The sequence below is a fragment of the Streptomyces sp. WG7 genome (assembly GCF_049975785.1).
Taxonomy (GTDB): domain Bacteria; phylum Actinomycetota; class Actinomycetes; order Streptomycetales; family Streptomycetaceae; genus Streptomyces.
The window spans coordinates 1-18,682 of sequence record NZ_JBNGGE010000045.1 but is presented as its reverse complement, the minus strand read 5'-3'; the positions used below and the strand labels follow the sequence as shown (position 1 = coordinate 18,682).

7 protein-coding genes are annotated in these 18,682 nt (G+C 73.8%); 3 read left to right on the top strand and 4 right to left on the bottom strand.

Features of this window, described 5'->3' with window-relative positions:
- The first annotated feature begins 1 nt into the window (after position 1).
- The 3 genes from ACP4J0_RS31115 (at position 2) to ACP4J0_RS31105 (ending at position 3,241) form a co-directional block, all read left to right on the top strand.
- A complete protein-coding gene (locus ACP4J0_RS31115) occupies positions 2-1,231 on the top strand; it encodes a sensor histidine kinase (protein WP_426602056.1) in 1,230 nt (409 codons plus the stop codon).
- A 217-nt stretch (positions 1,232-1,448) separates the two neighbouring features.
- Complete coding sequence (locus ACP4J0_RS31110; protein ID WP_426602055.1) at positions 1,449-2,387, top strand: ATP-binding cassette domain-containing protein; 939 nt, start codon at positions 1,449-1,451, stop codon at positions 2,385-2,387.
- Between the two features lie 14 nt (positions 2,388-2,401).
- Positions 2,402-3,241 carry an ABC transporter permease gene (locus ACP4J0_RS31105; protein WP_426602054.1) on the top strand — a complete coding sequence of 280 codons (840 nt, stop codon included), beginning with the start codon at positions 2,402-2,404 and terminating at the stop codon, positions 3,239-3,241.
- Between the two features lie 74 nt (positions 3,242-3,315).
- Here ACP4J0_RS31105 and ACP4J0_RS31100 read toward each other — a convergent pair whose 3' ends face one another.
- The 4 genes from ACP4J0_RS31100 to ACP4J0_RS31085 form a co-directional block, all read right to left on the bottom strand.
- Positions 3,316-3,639, bottom strand: a complete 324-nt coding sequence (locus ACP4J0_RS31100) for a hypothetical protein (protein ID WP_426602053.1) — start codon at positions 3,637-3,639, stop codon at positions 3,316-3,318.
- 146 nt (positions 3,640-3,785) lie between these two features.
- A complete protein-coding gene (locus tag ACP4J0_RS31095) occupies positions 3,786-4,898 on the bottom strand; it encodes an NYN domain-containing protein (RefSeq protein WP_426602052.1) in 1,113 nt (370 codons plus the stop codon).
- A 324-nt stretch (positions 4,899-5,222) separates the two neighbouring features.
- On the bottom strand, positions 5,223-6,344 hold the full coding sequence (locus tag ACP4J0_RS31090; protein WP_426602051.1) for a hypothetical protein: 1,122 nt from the start codon (positions 6,342-6,344) through the stop codon (positions 5,223-5,225).
- Positions 6,345-6,515: 171 nt separating this feature from the next.
- On the bottom strand, positions 6,516-18,682 hold a 12,167-nt coding region (locus ACP4J0_RS31085), incomplete at its 5' end, for an amino acid adenylation domain-containing protein (RefSeq protein WP_426602050.1).

Here is an 18,682-nt window from a genome sequence, read left to right as displayed (position 1 = left end):
GATGCCTCTGTCGACCGGTAACCAGTCCGGGAATCCCGTCCGCCGCCGTCTCCTCCAGCCGCTCTGTGCGTTGCTCGCGGCCGCAACGGTCACGGGCGGCCTGGTCACCGGCCCCACAGCGGGCTGGCGGGCGGTCGTCCCCATGATGATCGCGGTGCTCGGCGCGCTGGCCGTGGCCGGCCGGCGCGACCGGGTGCCGATCGTGCCGACGGCCGTGGTCGTGGCGGCCGCCTCGGCGCTGGGCACACTCTTCGGCGACCCGCCGGTGCAGCGCCAGTCGACGGGCCTGGTGACACTGTTGGAGATCGGTGCCACCCTGCTGCTGGTCTGCCTGGTCGCCCGGTACGCCGCCGCGCGGGCCGCCGTGGTGCTGTGCGGGGTGCTCGGCGTCCTGGCGTCCACGGTGATCCTGCGCCTGCAGGTGCCGCCGACGCTGCTGGAGGCGGCCGCGCAGTGCACGTTCTTCGCCCTGGGTGCGGTGGCCGCGGGTGCCGTCGGCGGCTATCTGCGCGGGCTGGAAGGCCGCCGGCTGCGCTCGGTGCACGAGGCGCGCCGCCACCAGCGCCTCCAGCTCGCCCGGGACCTGCACGATTTCGTGGCCCACGACGTGTCCGCCATCGTGGTTCTCGCGCAGGCCGCCCAGGTGGTCGGCGGCGACCACCCGGAGAAGGTGATGCCCATCCTGAGCCAGATCGAGACCGCCGGGCAGCAGGCGCTCCGCTCCATGGACCGCACCGTGCAGATGCTCGACGACGGTGCCGGTACGGCCGCCCCGGCCGCCGGGGAAGGCAAGACGCGGGCGTACGGGCTGCCCGACATCCCCGACGTCGTCGACCGGTTCCGGTCGGCCGGGCGGTCCGAGCTGTGCCTGGGCATGGACCTGACGCCGGAGCAGATCGATCAGGTGCCGCGCGAAGTGGGCAGCACCGCGCACCGGATCGTCGTCGAGGCGCTGACGAACATCCGCCGGCACGCCGCGGCCACGCCGCTGGTCTCGGTGTCCGTGACGCTCGACGCCGAGGCCGCGGAGCCGGTCCTCACCGTGTCGGTGACCAACAGTCCGCCGTCGATCACGGAGCCCGGCGGTCTGCTCGGTGACGGGGGCCGGCGCGGCGGCGGCACGGGACTGACCGGGCTGGCCGAGCGGGCCGGCGCGCTGGGCGGCAGCCTGGAGTACGGCGGCCACGGCGACGGCGGCTGGCGGGTCACCGCCGTTCTTCCCCTGCGCTGACGCCGGCGCACGCCGCTCCGGCGCGGCATACCACGCCGACGGCGATTTCCGGGAATTCCGCAATTCCACTTCAACAGTTCTGATCCATGCTCCATGAATTCCCGCCGCGCGGCTACCGTACAGCTGTAGGTGACGGCCCATGGGGTCCCTTTCGGTCATCCCTGAAAACGCCCGAAGACCGGTAGCGGACTTCCGGGATCCAGCGAAAGGGAATTCCATGGACACCCCGATGATCGAACTGACCGACGTCACGAAGACGTTCGGCTCCACCAAGGCTCTCGACGGGGTCAGTCTCACGGTGCCGCACGGCACCGTGCTGGGCCTGCTCGGGCACAACGGCGCCGGGAAGACGACCGTCGTCGGCATCCTCAGCACGCTCGCCGTACCGACGTCGGGGCAGGCCCGGGTGGCCGGGGTCGACGTGGTGCGCCATCCCGGAGAGGTGCGTCGGCGCATCGGGCTCACCGGTCAGTACGCGGCCGTCGACGAGACCCTGTCCGGGCACGCCAACCTGCTGCTCATCGCCCGGCTGCTGGGCGCGACCCGCTCCCAGGCGGCGTCCCGCGCGGAGGAACTGCTGGAGCTGTTCTCCCTCACGGACGCCGCCCACCGCGCCGTGAAGAACTACTCCGGCGGCATGCGCAGGCGCCTCGACCTGGCGGCGAGTCTGGTCGGGGACCCCGATGTGATCTTCCTGGACGAGCCCACCACGGGGCTCGACCCGACGGCCCGCCGGGCCCTGTGGACCGTCGTCCAGCGGCTGGTCCGGGAGGGCACCACCGTGCTGCTGACCACCCAGTACCTCGAGGAGGCGGACGTCCTCGCCGACTCGATCACGGTGCTGTCGTCCGGCCGGGTCGTCGCGTCGGGCACCGCCGAGGAGCTCAAGAACCGGATCGGGCACCGGTCGGTGTCGGTCACCGTGCGCGGCGCCGACGACCGGGAGCCGGCGGCCGCCGCGCTCCGCAGGGCCGGTCTCAGCCCCGCGCACGAGGGCGACGGCCTGGTGCTGACGATGCCCGTACGGGACTCCACCGCCGTGGCCCAGGTCGTCCGGGCCACCGACGAGGCGGGCGTGGACCTCGCGGGGCTCGCCTTCTGCGAACCCTCGCTGGACGACGTGTACATGGCCCTGAACCACTCCGACGGACGCTAGGCAGGGATGCCCCCATGACCCTCACCACCGATCAGAAAGCGGGGGCCCCGGCCTCCGCGCTCACGCGGCCGCTCCGCTACGGCGGGGCCGGCGTGCTCCGGCAGGTCTCCGTGCTGTCGGGGCGGTCGCTCCGGGCGCTGCGCGAGCCTGCGCTGGTGCTGCCGGGCGTCCTGGAGCCGATCCTGATGCTGACCGTGTTCAGCCAGGTCTTCAAGAGCGTCTCGCAGACCTCCGCCTTCCCGGCGGGCGTCAGCTACATCGACTACCTGCTGCCCGCCTTCCTGGTCACCGGTTCCATCAGCGCCGGCCTGAAGTCCGGGGTGGCGCTGACGACCGAGATGAACAACGGGATCATCGCCCGTTTCAAGGCGATGCCCATACACACGGGGTCGGTCCTGGTCGGCCGGAGCATCGCCGACACCGTGCTGAACTGCGTCAACATGCTGGTGATGCTGGCGGCCGCCGCGCTCGTCTTCGGGTACGGCCCGGACGGCGGGCTGCTCGGCTCGCTCGGCGCGATGCTGGTCGCGGTGATGCTCGGCTGGTCGCTCGGCTGGGTGTTCATGGCGCTGTCCGCGTGGGTGAGGAAGCCGGAGGCCCTGCAGCCCATCGGGGGCATCGTGAACATGGTGCTGCTGTTCGCCTCGAACGCGTTCGTGCCGGCCGAGGGACTGCCCGGCTGGCTGAGGGCGTTCGCCGAGGTCAACCCGATGTCGTACGCGATCACCGCGGCCCGGGACCTGGCGCTCGGCGAGCCCAGCACGGCGACCGTGCTGGCCACCCTCGGCACCTGTGTGGTGATCGTGTCCGTCACCGCGCCGCTGGCGGTCCGCAGCTTCCGCCGCGCGACCTGACCGCGGGACACGGACACGGCCGGGGCCCGGAACCAGCGACTGGTTCCGGGCCCCGGTGTGCCGGGGGCGGTGGCTCAGCAGGGGATGAGCCCCACGTAGCGGTCCGCGACCCAGGAGGGCTCGCCGGTGCTGACCGTCCGGCCCGGTGCGACGGTGTGGCACTCGTCCGGCACGAACCGCACCCCGCCCTTGCTGTACTGGACGTTCACCTGCTGGGTGGTGGAGCAGTTGTTGGTGATCCGCACGGTGACCGTCACCAGGTGGACGGGCTTGGCCACCACGCAGCCGGGCACGGACGCGGCCGCTTCCGGGACGGCGGCCCGGGCGGTGCCGTGCACGGCGCCGACCAGCGCGAGCCCGGCCACTGCGGCGCCCATCGCGCGAGTGATCCTCTTCATTTCCCGTTCCTCCGTGTCTCTCGTCGGTCATGCCGTCGGTTCGGCGTACGGAAATCCATGGAACAAGTGGCGGACATCGCCGCTCCGTCGCAGATCGACGAATTCGTTTCCGGACACCTGGCGAATCTCCGCGATCGCGACGGGAATCAGCCACGGCCGCAGTGCGCGCAGCCGCCGCGGCGGCGCAGGTGATAGCCGAAGGTCGCCACGCCCAGCGCGACGCCCCACACCGCCCAGAAGACGGACGGCCCCAGCGTTCCCCACATGTGCGGGTCGAAGTCCCGGATCGCCATCAGACCGGCCGGGACGAGCACCACGGCCACGACGGACGCGGGCACGACCGCGGTCGCGGGATGGACCGGCCGGCCGCGCTTGAACCACACCCAGCGAGGCCACACCTCCCCCCACCGCGCGATCAGACCGTGCATCAGCAGACTGCCCAGCGTGGACACGGCCCCCAGAGCCAGGCCCATCTCCAGCATGTTCGGGGTCTCCTGCATGTCCTTCAGGAACTCGTCGGTGATGCCGAGCGGCCAGCCGAAGTACCAGGCGATCCGGGTGATGTCGTACGGGAGGGTGGAGATGACGGCGATCCACACCGCCCAGCGGGACCAGCGCAGTGTCGCCGCCGGGTCGGTCCAGGACGCCGCCGCCCGTTCGCCGCGCCCGCAGCGCACGCAACTGCCGCCCGTTCGCCGCTGGTAGGCCAGCGTGGTGGCGATCCAGAGCAGCCCGCCGACGAAGACGATGATCAGGTGGATGCGGTGCCAGTACAGGATGTCGCCGAGGTCCTGCGGCCCCGGGACCCCGGTGAAGACGAACACCAGCAGCACCGGCGAGAACACCAGCAGTCCGAGCAGCGAGTAGTCGGGGATCAGGAAGGTCAGCAGGCCGCCGGCCGTCCAGCCGAACGCGAGCAGCGCACGGCGGGTGCGGCCGGTGCCCCGTCCGCGGACCATCAGCGTCCCGGCGACCGCCCCCACGGCACCGAACACCGCCATCACGGGGGCGACGACCGCAGCGCTGCTCGGCTCCAGGATCGACGAGGAGGAACGGTCCTCGACGGTCTTGGTGAAGGGGTACCCGTCCCCGCCCAGGGCCCAGTACAGGCCCGCGAGGCCGTACAGGACGGACCACACCACGACCAGGCGGCCCGACCAGTCCGGCCACCGGTGCCACCAGCGGCGGTGGGGCGCGGGGTCCTCGGAATTCATCGCTGCCCGCAGGCTGTCCGGCTCTTCAACGGCTGTGTCTGCCATGACGGTCGTCCTTCTCCCACCGCTCCCCGCAGGGTGCGGTTCCTGTCGTCGTGAAAACAAGACTGCGGCCCGCGATCCGGTCGGCGCATCTGCCGTTCAGCAGATCTCGGCGGGAATCCCGGCCGGCGCGAGGACACGAAAAAAGGCGGCTCCGGGCCCGGCGGGGGAAGGCGGGCCCGAAGCCGCCGGTCTGTGAATCAGCGGGTTCGGAAGGTATTTCCTGTCGTGCTGTCCGTGTCTTGCCGTGTGCTGTATTGCCGTGTGCTGTATTGCCGACTTCTGTCTCGCGGTGCCGGTTCATTGAATCCGGCGCCGGACAGCCGCTCAAGCACGCATCGACGAATTCGAATCGAGGTCCTGCGCCGGCTCCGCCGCCACAGCCTGCGGGCCGCCCCGGCCGCAGTGCTTGCACGCCCCGCGCCGCCGGAAGTAGTAGGCGAGCGTGGCCGCCGCGAGGGCCGCGCCCCACACCGGCCAGATGGTCTCGGGCACGGTGGCGCCCCAGTTCGCCGCCGGGTCCTCGAAGGCCCCCTGGAAGTGCAGGCGGATGTACATGATCCCGGCGGTGGTGACCATGACGGCGACGAGTGAGGCGGGCACGATCGCCAGGGCCAACGGCACCCGCCTGCCCCGCAGTCCGGGGATCCAGCGCGGGAACACCTCACCCCAGCGCTGCACCAGGCCGAGGGTGAGCAGCGAGCCGAGCGCGCCCATCGTGGCGAGGGCGGCGCCGAACAGCCAGAGTTTGTCCTCCTTGCCCTCCTCCCACATCTTGTCGGAGATGCCGAGCGGATAGCCCAGCGCCCAGGCCCAGCGTGTGCTGGCGTACACCAGCGGCACGGCGACAGCGGTGTAGGCGGCCCTCCTCCCCCAGCGTGCGGCGGACTCCCTCGAGGTCCAGTCGGCCCGCGAGTCCGTGCGCCCGCAGGCGGTACAGGCCCCGGTGGTGCGCCGCTGGTAGGTGACCGCCGACATCGTCATGAGCCCGACGGCGACGACCGCGAACACCTGGTTGACGACGGTCCAGTTGATGGCGCTGAACCTCAGCATGAACACGTAGGCCAGATTGCCGAGGATCCGGAAGTCCGCGATCGCCCCGAGCACCGCGGCGACGGACAGCCCCGTCGCGCCGAGCAGCACGGGGGTCGGGACCCGGCGCCGGCCGGGCAGCGCGAGCAGCACGGCCACCGCGGCGCTGAGCAGGAACCCCGTCGCCATCCAGGGCGCGAGCCGGTCCCGGCCGACGTGCTCGAAGGCCGAGTACTCCGGGTTCGCGTCGGCGGCGCCGAACGGGAAGCCCGACCCGCCCAGGGCCCAGTGGACATGAGCGAGGCCGTAGGCCGTCAGCGCGGCGACGGCCGCCCAGCCGATCAGGGCGGGCCGGCCGTGCGCCCGGTCCCCGGCGCGAGCCGCTCGTCGTAAGGGCGCGTTCTCCACCCGTGTCATGGCGCCTGCCTCTCCTTCGGTCGTTGCACGTTCAGCATGGCTCGCGGTGGTCCGCCGCCACATCTGCCGATCGGCAGATCCGCACGGAGCGGCACGGGCAGCGCGCGGGCAGCGCGCGGGCCCGGCTGCCGTGGCGCTGGTACGGAGCCGGGCCCGGTGGTGCGGGGGTGGTCAGCGCCCGCCGAGCCGGTCGTTCAGGGCACGGCCGATCTCGGCGACGGGTCCGGCCTGGAGCAGCTGCCGGTGCTCGCAGTCGACCTCGCGGACCTCCACCGCACCGGTGACGAAGCGGCCCAGGCGGGCCACCGAGCGTGCGGTCTTGTCGTCCGGGTGGTCCTCGTCCCGGGTGGCCACGAACAGCAGGACGTCGCCGTCGAAGACGCCGGGTTCGAAGCCGATCGTCAGGTGCCAGTTGTTGTTGTTCACCGCGCCGATCCGCATGATGTGCTCCTCGTCGAAGGTGGCGAGGGCACTGCCCTCCTCGCGGAGCACCGCCATCACCTCCTCGTGCCGCAGCGGGCCGTCCCCGAACATCCCCGGGTCGCGGCCGACGAAGTCCAGCAGGGCCAGCAGGACCTTCTGCTCGTCGGCCTCGGTGTACTCGCCGTCGAGGTCCTCGGCGCTCATCGGCACCTGGTCGAGGTTGGCGAGCAGGGCGACCTCCTGTCCCTGCTGCCGGAGCCGGACGGCGGCCTCGTGGGCGAGGATCGCGCCCATCGACCAGCCGAGGAGGTGGTAGGGGCCGGACGGCTGGACCTCGCGGATGCGCGCCACGTAGTCGTCCGCCATCTCCGGCACCGAGCGCGGCAGCGGCTCGTCCCGGGCGAGTCCGCGGGCCTGGATGCCGTACACGGGGTGCGAGCCGTCCACGTACCTCAGCAGACCGGAGTACATCCAGCTGACCCCGCCCACCGGGTGCAGGCAGAACAGCGGGGCCGCCTCTCCCCCGTCGCGCAGGGTGAGGACCACCTCGAAGGAGTCGTCCGGCCGGCTGCCGGCCCCCATCAGCTCCAGCAGGGACGCCACCGTCGGGGCCTGGAAGAGGGCCCGGTTGGACAGGTCCGCACCGAGGACGGACCGGATCCTGCTGGTGAGCTGGAGCGAGATGATGCTGTCGCCGCCGAGTTCGAAGAAGTTGTCGTCGATGCCCACCCGGTCCAGCTTCAGCAGCTCCGCCCACAGCCGGCACACCAGTTCCTCGCGCGGGTTGCGCGGCCCGCGGCTGCCGCCGGACGGACCGAAGTCCGGGGCGGGCAGCGCCGTGCGGTCGACCTTGCCGTTGGTGTTGAGCGGCAGTTCGGGCAGTGCCACGAACGCGGCCGGAACCATGTAGTCCGGCAGGCGCCACGCCATCTGCTCGCGCAGGCCCGCGGTGTCCGCGCCGGGCACCGGCACGACGTACGCCACCAGCTGCTTGCTGCCGGGCCGGTCCTCGCGGACCGTCACCAGGCTGCGGGACACCTGCGGCTGGTCCTGCAGGACGGTCTCGATCTCGCCGAGCTCGATGCGCAGGCCCCGGATCTTCACCTGGTGGTCGACGCGCCCGACGAACTCGATCCGTCCCTCGGCGTCCCAGCGCACCACGTCGCCGGTGCGGTACATCCGTCCGCCGGCCGGCCCGGAGGGATCGGCGACGAAGCGCTCCGCGGTCAGCCCCGGGCGGCCCACGTAACCGCGCGCCGTGCCCGCCCCGGACAGGTACAGCTCGCCCGCGACACCGACCGGGACGGGCCGCAGCCGGTCGTCCAGGACATGGGCCCGCATGTTGTCCATCGGCCGCCCGACGGGGATGCCGCGGCCGGTGCGGTACGGGGCGCGCAGCGGCAGGCAGGTGGCGTACACCGTGGTCTCCGTCGGGCCGTAGACGTGCACCACCGTGGTGTCGGGGCAGGCGTCCAGGACGCGCTGGAAGGCGGCCGGGGAGACCTGCTCGCCGCCGGTCCAGATCTCGCTGAGCGGGGCGAAGCAGGCCGGGTCCTCCTCGGCGAGCAGGTTGAACAGCGCCGTGGTCATGAAGGCCGCGGTCAGCCGCTCCTCCCCGGCGAGCCGGCGCAGCCCGGCCGCGTCCAGCTGCCCGGGCGGCGCCACGACGAGCTGCCCGCCGCGCAGGAGGGTGGCCCATATCTCGTACGTCGAGGCGTCGAAGGCGTGCGGCGAGTGCATCAGGACCCGTTCGTGGCCGCTGCGCCAGCGGGTGTCGGCGGCCAGCGCGACCACGTTGGCGTGGGTGATCCCGATGCCTTTCGGCCGGCCGGTCGATCCGGAGGTGTACATGATGTAGGCCAGCTGGTCGGGGTGGACCGGCCCGTCCGGCAGCGGACCGGCCGGACCGTCGTCGTCGCCGTCGGCTTCCAGGTCGGCCCGCAGCACCCGAGCGGTGTGCTCGAACTCCACGCCGGACATGGCCTCGTCGGTGAGCAGGACGGCGCAGCCGGTCTCCGCGACGATGTGCTCCAGGCGCGGCACCGGGTAGCGCACGTCGAGCGGGACGTACGCGGCTCCCGCCTTGAGGACGGCGAGCGTGGCGACCAGCAGATGGACCGAGCGTTCCTGAAGGATCGCGACGCGGTCGCCGGGGGTGACCCCCGCGGCGGCGAGCCGGCGGGCCAGCCGTCCGGCCCGCGCGTCCAGTTCCGCGTAGTCGAGGGTGGTCCCGCCTCCGGTGACGGCCGGTGCGCCGGGCCGCTCGGCCGCCCGCTCCTCGAACAGCGACACGATCGTCCCGCCCGGCAGTTCCCGGTCGGTGTCGTTGGCTTCCGCCAGCAGGGACCGCTCGTGCGGCGCCAGCAGGTCGAGGTCGGCGATGCCGGCGGCGGGGTCGGCGACGACCGCGGCGAGCAGCCGGGTCAGGCGGTCCGCGAACGCCTCGGCGGTGGCACGGTCGAACAGCGCGCTGTTGTACTCCAGTTCGCCGCCGATACCGCTGGTGCCGCCGTCGCGGGGTACTTCCCCGAACGAGAAGGACAGGTCGAACTTGGCGATGTCCGCCGAGGTCGGCTGCGGTGCCAGGGTGAGGCCGGGCAGGTCCAGCCGGGCCTCCTCGTTGTTCTCCAGGCTGATCGCCACCTGGAACAGCGGGTTGCGGCCGAGCACCCGCGGCGGGTTGAGCTCCTCGACCAGCCGCTCGAAGGGCACGTCCTGGTTGCTGAACGCGGCGAGGTCGGCCGCGCGCACCCGGTCCACCAGTTCCCGGAAGCCGGGGGCACCGCTCAGGTCGGTGCGCAGCACCAGGGTGTTGACGAAGAAGCCGACCAGGTCGTCGAGGGCCTCGTCGCCGCGGCCCGCCACGACGGTGCCGACCGGGATGTCGGTGCCGGCGCCGAGCCGGTGGAGCAGGGCCGCGACGGCGGCGTGCAGCACCATGAACAGGCTCGCGCCGCTCTCCGACGCCAGCCGGTGCACGCCCTCGGCCACCTCGTCGGGCAGTACCAGCGGCACACGGCCGCCGTGGCCGGCCGCGTCCGCCGGGCGGGGCCGGGCCGCCGGGAGCTCCAGTTCCTCGGGGAGTCCGGCCAGCGCGGTGCGCCAGTGCCGCAGCTGCCGGCCGAACGGGCTGTCCGGGTCGCTCTCGTCGCCGAGGACCCGGCGCTGCCACAGCGCGTAGTCGGCGTACTGCACGGGAAGCGGTTCGAACTCGGGTGCGTGTCCCGCCCGCCGGGCGGCGTACGCGGTGCCGAGGTCGCGGGCGAGCGGCGCCAGAGAGGAGCCGTCGGCCGCGATGTGCTGGAGCACCAGGTCGAGCACGTGCTCGCGCGGGGCGAGGCGCAGCAACCGGGCCCGCAGCGGCAGGCCGGTGGCCAGGTCGAAGGCGTACGCGGCCGACTCGGCCAGTACATCGCCCAGTTCGTCCTCGGTGACCGCGCGGGTCTCCAGGGCGGGGGCGGCCTCGCCGGCGTCGAGCACCCGCTGGTGGGGCGTGCCGCCCTCGGCGGGGAAGACGGTGCGCAGCGTCTCGTGGCGCTCCACCACGTCGCTCAGGGCCGCCTGGAGGGCGGGCGCGTCCAGGTCGCCGAGCAGCCGGACGGCCAGCTGGATGTTGTAGGAACCGGCCGTTTCCTCCACCGAGTCGATGAACCACAGCCTGCGCTGCTGGTGGGAGAGCGGCACCCGGGCCGGCCGTTCGGCCGGGGCGAGGCGCAGCCGGGCGGTCTCGGCCGCACCGAGCCGGGTGGCGAGCGCGGCGACGGTCGGCGCCTCGAACACGGCCCGTACCGGCGCCTCGGCGCCCAGCGCGCCGCGGATCCGGTTGACCAGCCGGGTGGCCAGCAGGGAGTGTCCGCCGAGGTCGAAGAAGCTGTCGTCGATGCCGACCTCGGGCACCCCGAGGACGTCGGCGAACAGGGCGCACAGCGTCTGCTCCCGTTCGTCGCGCGGGGCGCGGCGCTCCGCCCAGCCGCCGAGCTCCGGGGCGGGCAGCGCCTTGCGGTCCAGCTTGCCGTTGGCGGTCAGCGGCAGCGCGTCCAGCAGCCGCAGCGACGACGGCACCATGTAGTCCGGGAGTTCCGCGGCGAGGTACTCCTTCAGTTCCCCCGGCTCCACGGGGGCCGCCGCGACGACGTACCCGGCCAGGCACTTGTCCCCGGGCCGGTCCTCGCGGACGACGACGGTGGCCTGGGCGACGGCCGGGTGGCGGCCGAGGCGGTCCTCGATCTCGCCGAGTTCGATGCGGAAGCCGCGCAGCTTGACCTGCTCGTCGACGCGGCCCGCGAACTCCACGACGCCCTCGCCCGTCCAGCGGGCCAGGTCTCCGGTGCGGTACAGCCGGGAGCCGGCCGGACCGAACGGGTCGGCCACGAACCGCTCCGCGGTGGTGCCCGGCCGGCCGGTGTAGCCGCGGGCGAGCCCCGCACCGCCGATGTACAACTCGCCGACGACTCCGACGGGGACCGGGCGCAGCGCGCCGTCCAGGACGTAGGCGCGCATGTTGTCCAGCGGCCGTCCGATGGGTATCCGGGCGGGCACCGGGGCGTCGGCGGCCAGTGCGTGGGACAGCGCGAACGTGGTGGATTCGGTGGGGCCGTAGCCGTCCACGACGACGGTGTCCGGGCAGGCCTCGCGCACCCTGCGCACGGCGGCGGCCGGTACGGCGTCGCCGCCGGTCCACACCTCGCGCACGCCCGCCAGGCTGTGCGGTGCCTCCTCGGCGACCAGGCGGAACAGCCCGGCGGTGAGCCACAGGGCGGTGACGTCGTGGGCGGTGAGGAGTCGTCCGAGGCCGGCCACGTCGAGGTCCGCGGGAGGGGCGACGACGACCGTGCCGCCGTTCAGCAGCGGTACCCACAGCTCGTAGGTGGACGCGTCGAACGCCGTCGGCGAGTGCAGCAGCACCCGCTGGTGCGCGCCGCCCTGCCAGCGCCGGTCCACGGCCAGTTCGACGATGTCCCGGTGGGTGATCGCCACGCCCTTGGGCACGCCGGTCGAGCCGGAGGTGTGCATCACGTACGCCAGCTGCTCCGGCAGGACGGTGCGCCGCGGGGCGGTGCCCGGCGTGTCCTCGTGCGCGCCGGCCACGGTGACGCCGAGGCGGGCCGCCCGGTCCGCGAGGGCGGCGTCGGTGACCACGACGGGGGCGCCGGTGTCGGTGACGACCTGCTGCTGCCGGGCGAGCGGATCGCGTTCGCGCAGCGGCACGTACGCGCCACCCGCCTTGAGGACGGCGAGCAGGGCCACGGGCAGGTCGGCGGAGCGCTCCATCAGCACGGCGACCGGGGTCTCGGGGCCGACGCCGAGGCCGGCCAGCCGGCCGGCGAGCCGGTCGGAGCGTTCGTCCAGCTCCCGGTGGCTGAGCGTCACGTCGCCGAAGACGACGGCCGGGGCGTCGGGAGTGCGCTTCGCCCGGGCCCGCAGCAGTTCGGGCACGGCCTGTCCGGGCACGTCGGTCGCGGTGTCGTTCCACTCCACGAGCAGGGTGTGGCGCTCGGCCGCGGTCAGGGTCGCCAGGGAGTCGACGCTCCGGCCGGGGTCGTCGGCGAACGCCTCCAGCAGGCCGCGCAGCCGCTCGCCGAGGGCGCGGGCGGTGCCGTCGTCGAACAGGTCGGGCCGGTAGTCGATCCGCAGGGTGAGGGCCGTGCCGTTGTCCGAGGTGCCGAGCGCGAGCGGATAGTGGGTGCCGTCCTGGATGCGGGCGTCGACGATGCCGAGGTCCTCCGCGGTCTCCTCCAGGTTCTCCTTGTCGACGGGGTAGTTGCTGAACTCGGTGGAGGTGTCGAACAGTGCCTGGGTGCCGGTGATGCGCTGGATGTCGGTCAGGCCGAGGTACTTGTGCGGCAGCAGCCCGTACTGCTGCTCCTGCAGCCGGGTGACCACGTCGAGCAGCGAGTCGCCGCGCTCGATGCGCACCCGCACCGGCAGGGTGTTGATGAACAGGCCCACCATGGTCTCGACGCCGGGCAGTTCGGCGGGGCGGCCGTTGACGGTCTCGCCGAACAGGACGTCGTCGCGGCCGGTGAGCCCGGCCAGCAGCAGGCCCCAGGCGGCCTGGACGACCGTGTTCTTGGTGACGCCGTGGCGGCGGGCCGCGGTGGTGAGGCCGGCGGTCGCCCGCTGCGACAGGGTCAGTTCGCGGATGCGGGGGCGCAGCGGTTCGCGGGCCGGGTCGGCGGGCGCGACCAGGGTGGGCTCGTCCACGCCGGCCAGGGCGCTGCGCCAGGCCTCCTCGGCGGCGGCCCGGTCCTGCCCGGCGAGCCAGGCGAGGTACTCCTTGTACGGGGTCACGGGCGGCAGCGCCGTGACGTCCCCGCCGTTGCGGTAGAGCTCGAAGAGGTCACCGGTCAGGACGGGGCCCGACCAGCCGTCGAACAGGATGTGGTGGCTGGCCAGCAGCAGCCGGTGGGTCTCGGGACCGGTGCGGACCAGGGTGAAGCGCAGCAGCGGCGGGGTGCGCGGGTCGAACCGCTCGGCGGGCGCCTCGGCGGTGATCCGTTCGAGTTCCCTCTCGCGCGTGCCGGGGTCGTGGGCACTGAGGTCCACCTCCCGCCAGGGCACCTCGACGTCGCGCGGGATGACCTGCAGGGACTGACCGGTGGCGCCGGGGCGGAAGGCCGCGCGCAGGTTGTCGTGCCGGCGCAGCACCGCGCCGGCGGCGTCCCGCAGGCGGGCGGGGTCCAGGGGGCCGCGCAGGTCGAAGGCGAACAGCGTGGTGTAGACGTCGGCGCCGCGCTCGTCGTAGAGCCCGTGGAAGAGCAGACCCTCCTGGAGCGGGGAGAGCGGCAGGACGTCGGCCAGGCCGTCGGTGGCCGCTTCCAGGCGGTCGATCTCGTCCTGGTCGACGGTGACCAGGCTCAGGTCGGAGGGGCTCAGGCCGCCCGTGCCGGTGGCCGCTTCGGCATGGTCGACCAGGGCGCGCAGCGCCCTGAACCAGCTCTCGGCGAGGTCGCGCACGTCGTCGTCGGAGAACAGCTCCCCGGCCCAGATCCAGGTGGCGGTCAGGCGGGGGCCGTCGGGGTGGGTGACGGCGGTGGCGGTGAGGTCGAGGGCGTGCGGCAGGGCCATGGCGGCCTCGGCGACGCCGGACAGGTCGCGGTCGACTTCGGGCTCGGTGCTGTCGGGTTCCTCGGCGGTGCCGAGGCGGCCGAGGTAGTTGAACCCGATCTGGGGCTGCGGGTAGCGGGCGAGGACCTGGGTGGTCTGCGGGTTGAGGTGGCGCAGCAGGCCGTAGCCCATGCCGTTGTCGGGCAGGGCGCGCAGCTGCTCCTTGATCCGCTTCAGGGCCGTGCCCGCCGCCGGTCCGCCCGACCACAGTTCCTCGTCGGGGAGCGGGCCCGCGTCGAGGCGCAGGGGGTGCAGGCTGGTGAACCAGCCGACGGTGCGGGACAGGTCCACTCCGTCGGTGATCTCCTCGCGGCCGTGGCCCTCCAGGTCGATCAGGACGTCGGTGCCGGTGCCCCGCCCGGTGCGCTGCCGCCAGTCGGCGACGGCGACGGCGAGCGCCGTCAGCAGCACGTCGTTGATGCCGGCGTGGAAGCGTGCCGGGACGGGGCCGAGGAGCGGCCGGGTGTACTCGGCGGGCAGGCGGAGGGTCAGCCGTGCGGCGGTGCCGAAGGTGTCCCGCGCCGGGTCCAGCGGGCGGGGTGTCAGCATCGGGTCGGGGCCGTCCAGGACGTTCCGCCACAGCGTCAGTTCGCTCATCCGCTCCGGCTGCGCGGCCAGTTCGGTCAGGCGCCGGGCCCAGCTGCGCAAGGAGGTCCCGACGGGCTCGAGGGTGACGCCGCGGCCGGCCGTCACAGCCTCCAGGGCGGCCTCCAGGTCGGGCAGCAGGATGCGCCAGGACACGCCGTCGACGGCCAGGTGGTGGACCACGAGGGTGAGGGTGCCCGCGGCGTCGGTGCCCGCGTCGAACCAGACGCAGCGGACCATCGCGCCGGCCTCGGGATCGAGCCGCGCCTGGGCCGCGGTGGTCTCGGCGACGGCGCGGGCGTCGAGTTCGGCCTCGTCGAGGCCGGCGGCGAGCAGGGCCGCGGCGTCGACCCGGTGGACGCAGTCCTCGGCGCGTACGGTGCCGGGCGGGGCGATCTCGAGGGACCAGCCGAAGTCGGCGCCGAGCCGGGACAGGGTCATGCGCAGCGCGTCGTGGTGGTCGAGCACGGCCTGCAGGGCGGCGGTGAGGGTGGCGGCGTCCGTGCCGGGCGGGACGGGCAGCGACATGGTCTGGTTGAAGCGGTCGATGGAGCCGCCGCGTTCCCGGATCCAGTGGATGATCGGGGTCAGCGGCACGTCACCGACCCCGTCGGAGGGCTCGGCGGGTTCCGCCGCGGGTTCCTCCTCGCGGCCCAGCAGCAGTTCGGCGAGGGCCTGCGGGGTGCGGTGGACGAACACGTCGCGCGGGCTGAAGGCGAGTCCGGCGCTGCGGGCGCGGCTGACCAGCTGGATCGAGCTGATGCTGTCGCCGCCGGCGGCGAAGAAGCTCTCCGCCACGTCGATCCGTTCGACGCCGAGGACCTCCGCGAACAGCGTGCACAGCGTCGCCTCGGTGTCGTTGAGCGGTTCGCGGGTGAGTTCGGCGGGAGCGGCCTCCGGTTCGGGCAGGGCCTTGCGGTCGAGCTTGCCGTTGACGGTCAGCGGCAGCGCGTCGAGCGGGACGCACAGGGCGGGCACCATGTGTGCCGGGAGCGCGGCGGCGACGTGCTCGGTCAGCGCCTGCGGGTCGGGCGTCCGGCCGTCCGCGCCGACGACGTAGGCGATCAGGCGCTTGACCGCAGGCTGCGTCTCGTGGACGACGACCACGGCCCGGTCGACGTCGGGGTGGCGGGCCAGGACCGTCTGGATCTCGCCGAGTTCGATGCGTACGCCGCGGATCTTGACCTGCTGGTCGTCGCGGCCGACGAAGTCGAGCGTACCGTCGGCACGGCGGCGCACCATGTCCCCGGTCCGGTACATGCGCGCGCCGGGCGGGCCGAACGGGTCGGCGACGAACCGCTCGGCGGTGAGCGCGGCCCGGCGCAGATAGCCGCGGGCCAGCGCTCCTCCGGACAGGTACAGCTCACCGGCGGTGCCCGGCGGTACCAGCCGCAGCGCGGCGTCCAGCACGTAGGCGCGGCTGCCGGGCACCGGCCGGCCGATGGGCGGTGTGCCGTTGCCGGGGGCGAGCGGCTCGGACAGGGTGGTGGCCACGGTCGCCTCGGTGGGTCCGTAGGCCACGACGAAGCGCCGGCCTCGGCTCCACCGGTCCACGAGGTCGGTGGGCACGGTGTCGCCGCCGACGGCGAGGCTGCGCAGTCCGGGCACGGCGTCCGGCGAGAGGGTGGCGAGGACGGCCGGCTGGATCTGCAGGTGGGTCACCCCGCGGTCGGCCAGGATGCCGGCCAGCGGGTCGCCGGCCAGCGGGCCGGGCTCGGGCACCACGAGGGCGGCACCGGCGAGCAGGGTCATGCACAGTTCCATCACCGAGGCGTCGAAGCTCGGCGAGGCGTACTGCAGGACCCGGCTGTCCGGGGTGACGTCGAACCGCTCGTGCTCGGCGGCGGCGAAGTCGGCGAGCCCGCGGTGGGTGACGACCACGCCCTTGGGCACGCCGGTGGAGCCGGAGGTGTAGATGACGTACGCCGGGTGGTCCACGCGCAGCGGTGCCACGCGGTCGGCGTCGGTGACGGCGGTGCCGGGCAGGCCGTCCAGCCGTGCGGCGACGTCCGCGTCGTCGAGGACGGTGATGTGCGGGACGGCCCCTTCGGGCACGGCGGCACGGTGGGCCGCGGTGGTCAGGACCGCGCCGGGCCTGGCGTCGCGGAACATGAACGCGATGCGGTCGGCCGGGTATTCGGGGTCGACGGGCAGGTAGGCGGCGCCGGACTTGAGCACGGCGAGCTGGGCGACCACGGACTCCACGGAGCGGCCGAGGACCAGCGCCACGGTCTGCTCCGGGCCGGCGCCCTGCGCCACGAGCAGCCGCGCCAGGCGGTTGGCGCGCTCGTCCAGTTCCGCGTATCCGAGCCGGAGGCCGGGGGCGTCCACGGCGAGGGCGTCGGGGTGGGCGGCGACCCGGGCGGCGAACAGCTCGGGGAACGTGGCGGGGTGCGCCGGGGTACCCCCCGGCGTTCCCGGGGCGGTCATGACGGCGCGTTCGGCCGGGGAGACCAGCTCCAGGCCGGCGAGTGGGCGGGCGGGGTCGGCGACGAAGGCCCGGAGCAGCCGCAGCACGCGGTCCGCGACGGCCTCCACGTCGGCGTGGGCGAACAGGTCGGGCCGGTACTGCCACGTCATGCTCATCCGGGTGCCGCGCAGGGCGACGCCCAGCGCCAGCGGGTAGTGCATGGCGTCGTGCACCTGGGCGTCGACCACGCCGAGTTCCTGCGCGGAGGTCTCCAGGGCCTCGAAGTCGACCGGGTAGTTCTCGAAGACGAGCACGGTGTCGAAGAGTTCGCCGAGGCCGGCGAGCCGCTGCACCTCGGCGAGCCCCAGGTGCTGGTGGGCGAGCAGGCCGGCCTGCTGGGTCTGGACCCGCCGCAGCAGGGTGAGCAGCGTGTCGTCGCGCCGTGCGGCGACCCGCACCGGCAACGTGTTGATGAACAGGCCGATCATCTTCTCCACGCCGGGCAGCTCCGGCGGGCGACCGGAGACGGTGGCGCCGAACACGACGTCCTCGCGGCCGGTGAGCGCGCCGAGCACCATGCTCCACGCGCCCTGCACCAGGGTGTTGACCGTCAGCCCGTGCTCGCGGGCGCGGGCCACGAGGTCCGCCGCGAAGGACTCGGGCAGCTCCGTCTGCAGCCGCTCGGGGGCGACGGGGTCGCGGTCCTGGGCCTCGGCCGCGAGCAGGGTCGGCTCGTCGAGGCCGGCCAGGGCGGAGCGCCAGGCCTCCTCGGAGGCCGTGCGATCCTGGGCGGCGAGCCAGGCGAGGTAGTCCTTGTACGGCACCGGCCGGGGCAGCCCGGCGGGGTCCCCACCGCGTCCGTACAGCTCGAACAGCTCGCTCACCAGCAGCGGCAGGGACCAGCCGTCCAGCGCGATGTGATGGACGGTCAGGACGAACGTGTGCCGCTGTTCGCCGAGCCGGACCAGGCTGCAGCGCAGCAGGGGCGGGCTGCCGAGGTCGAAGCGGCGTCCGCGGTCGCCGGAGAGCACCCGCGCCAGCTCCTCGTCCTGGGCGGCGCCGGACAGGTGGCTCAGGTCGGCCTCCGCCCAGGGCAGTTCGGCCTCGGCCGGGACGACCTGGAGGGGTTCTCCCGAGGCACCGGTGACGAAGCAGGCCCGGAGGTTGTCGTGGCGGCGCAGCAGGACCTCGGCCGAGTGCCGCAGCACGGCGGTGTCCACCGGTCCGTCCAGGGCGAGCGCCGACTGGATGGTGTAGACGTCGGAGACCGTGTCGTCGTAGAGGCCGTGGAAGTGCAGTCCGCGCTGGAGCGGCGACAGCGGCAGGACGTCGGCGAGGCCGCCGGGTGCGGCGGACAGCCGGTCGATCTCGTCCTGGGCGACGGTGACCAGGGGCAGGTCGGACGGGGTGAGGCCGCCCGCTCCGGGCTGGGCGGCGTGTGCGCCGAGGGCCTCGAGTGCCGCGAACCACAGCCGGGCGATCTCCCGGACCTCGTCCTCGGTCAGCAGCTCGCCGGACCAGGTCCAGGAGGCGGTCAGCCGGGGGCCCTCGGGGTGGTCGACGGTGGCGGCGTTGAGCTCGAGGGTGTGGCCGAGCGGCATTCCGGCGTCGCCGGCGCCGGCGAGGTCGCGCACGCGCACGGTGTCGGCGGCTGCCTGTTCGGCGGGGTCGGCGGCGCCCATGCGACCGAGGTAGTTGAAGCCGATCTGCGGCTCGGGCCGGCCGGCCAGTTCGGCGGCGGTGTCGGGGTTGAGGTGGCGCAGCAGGCCGTAGCCGATGCCCTTGTCGGGGATGGCCCGCAGCTGCTCCTTGA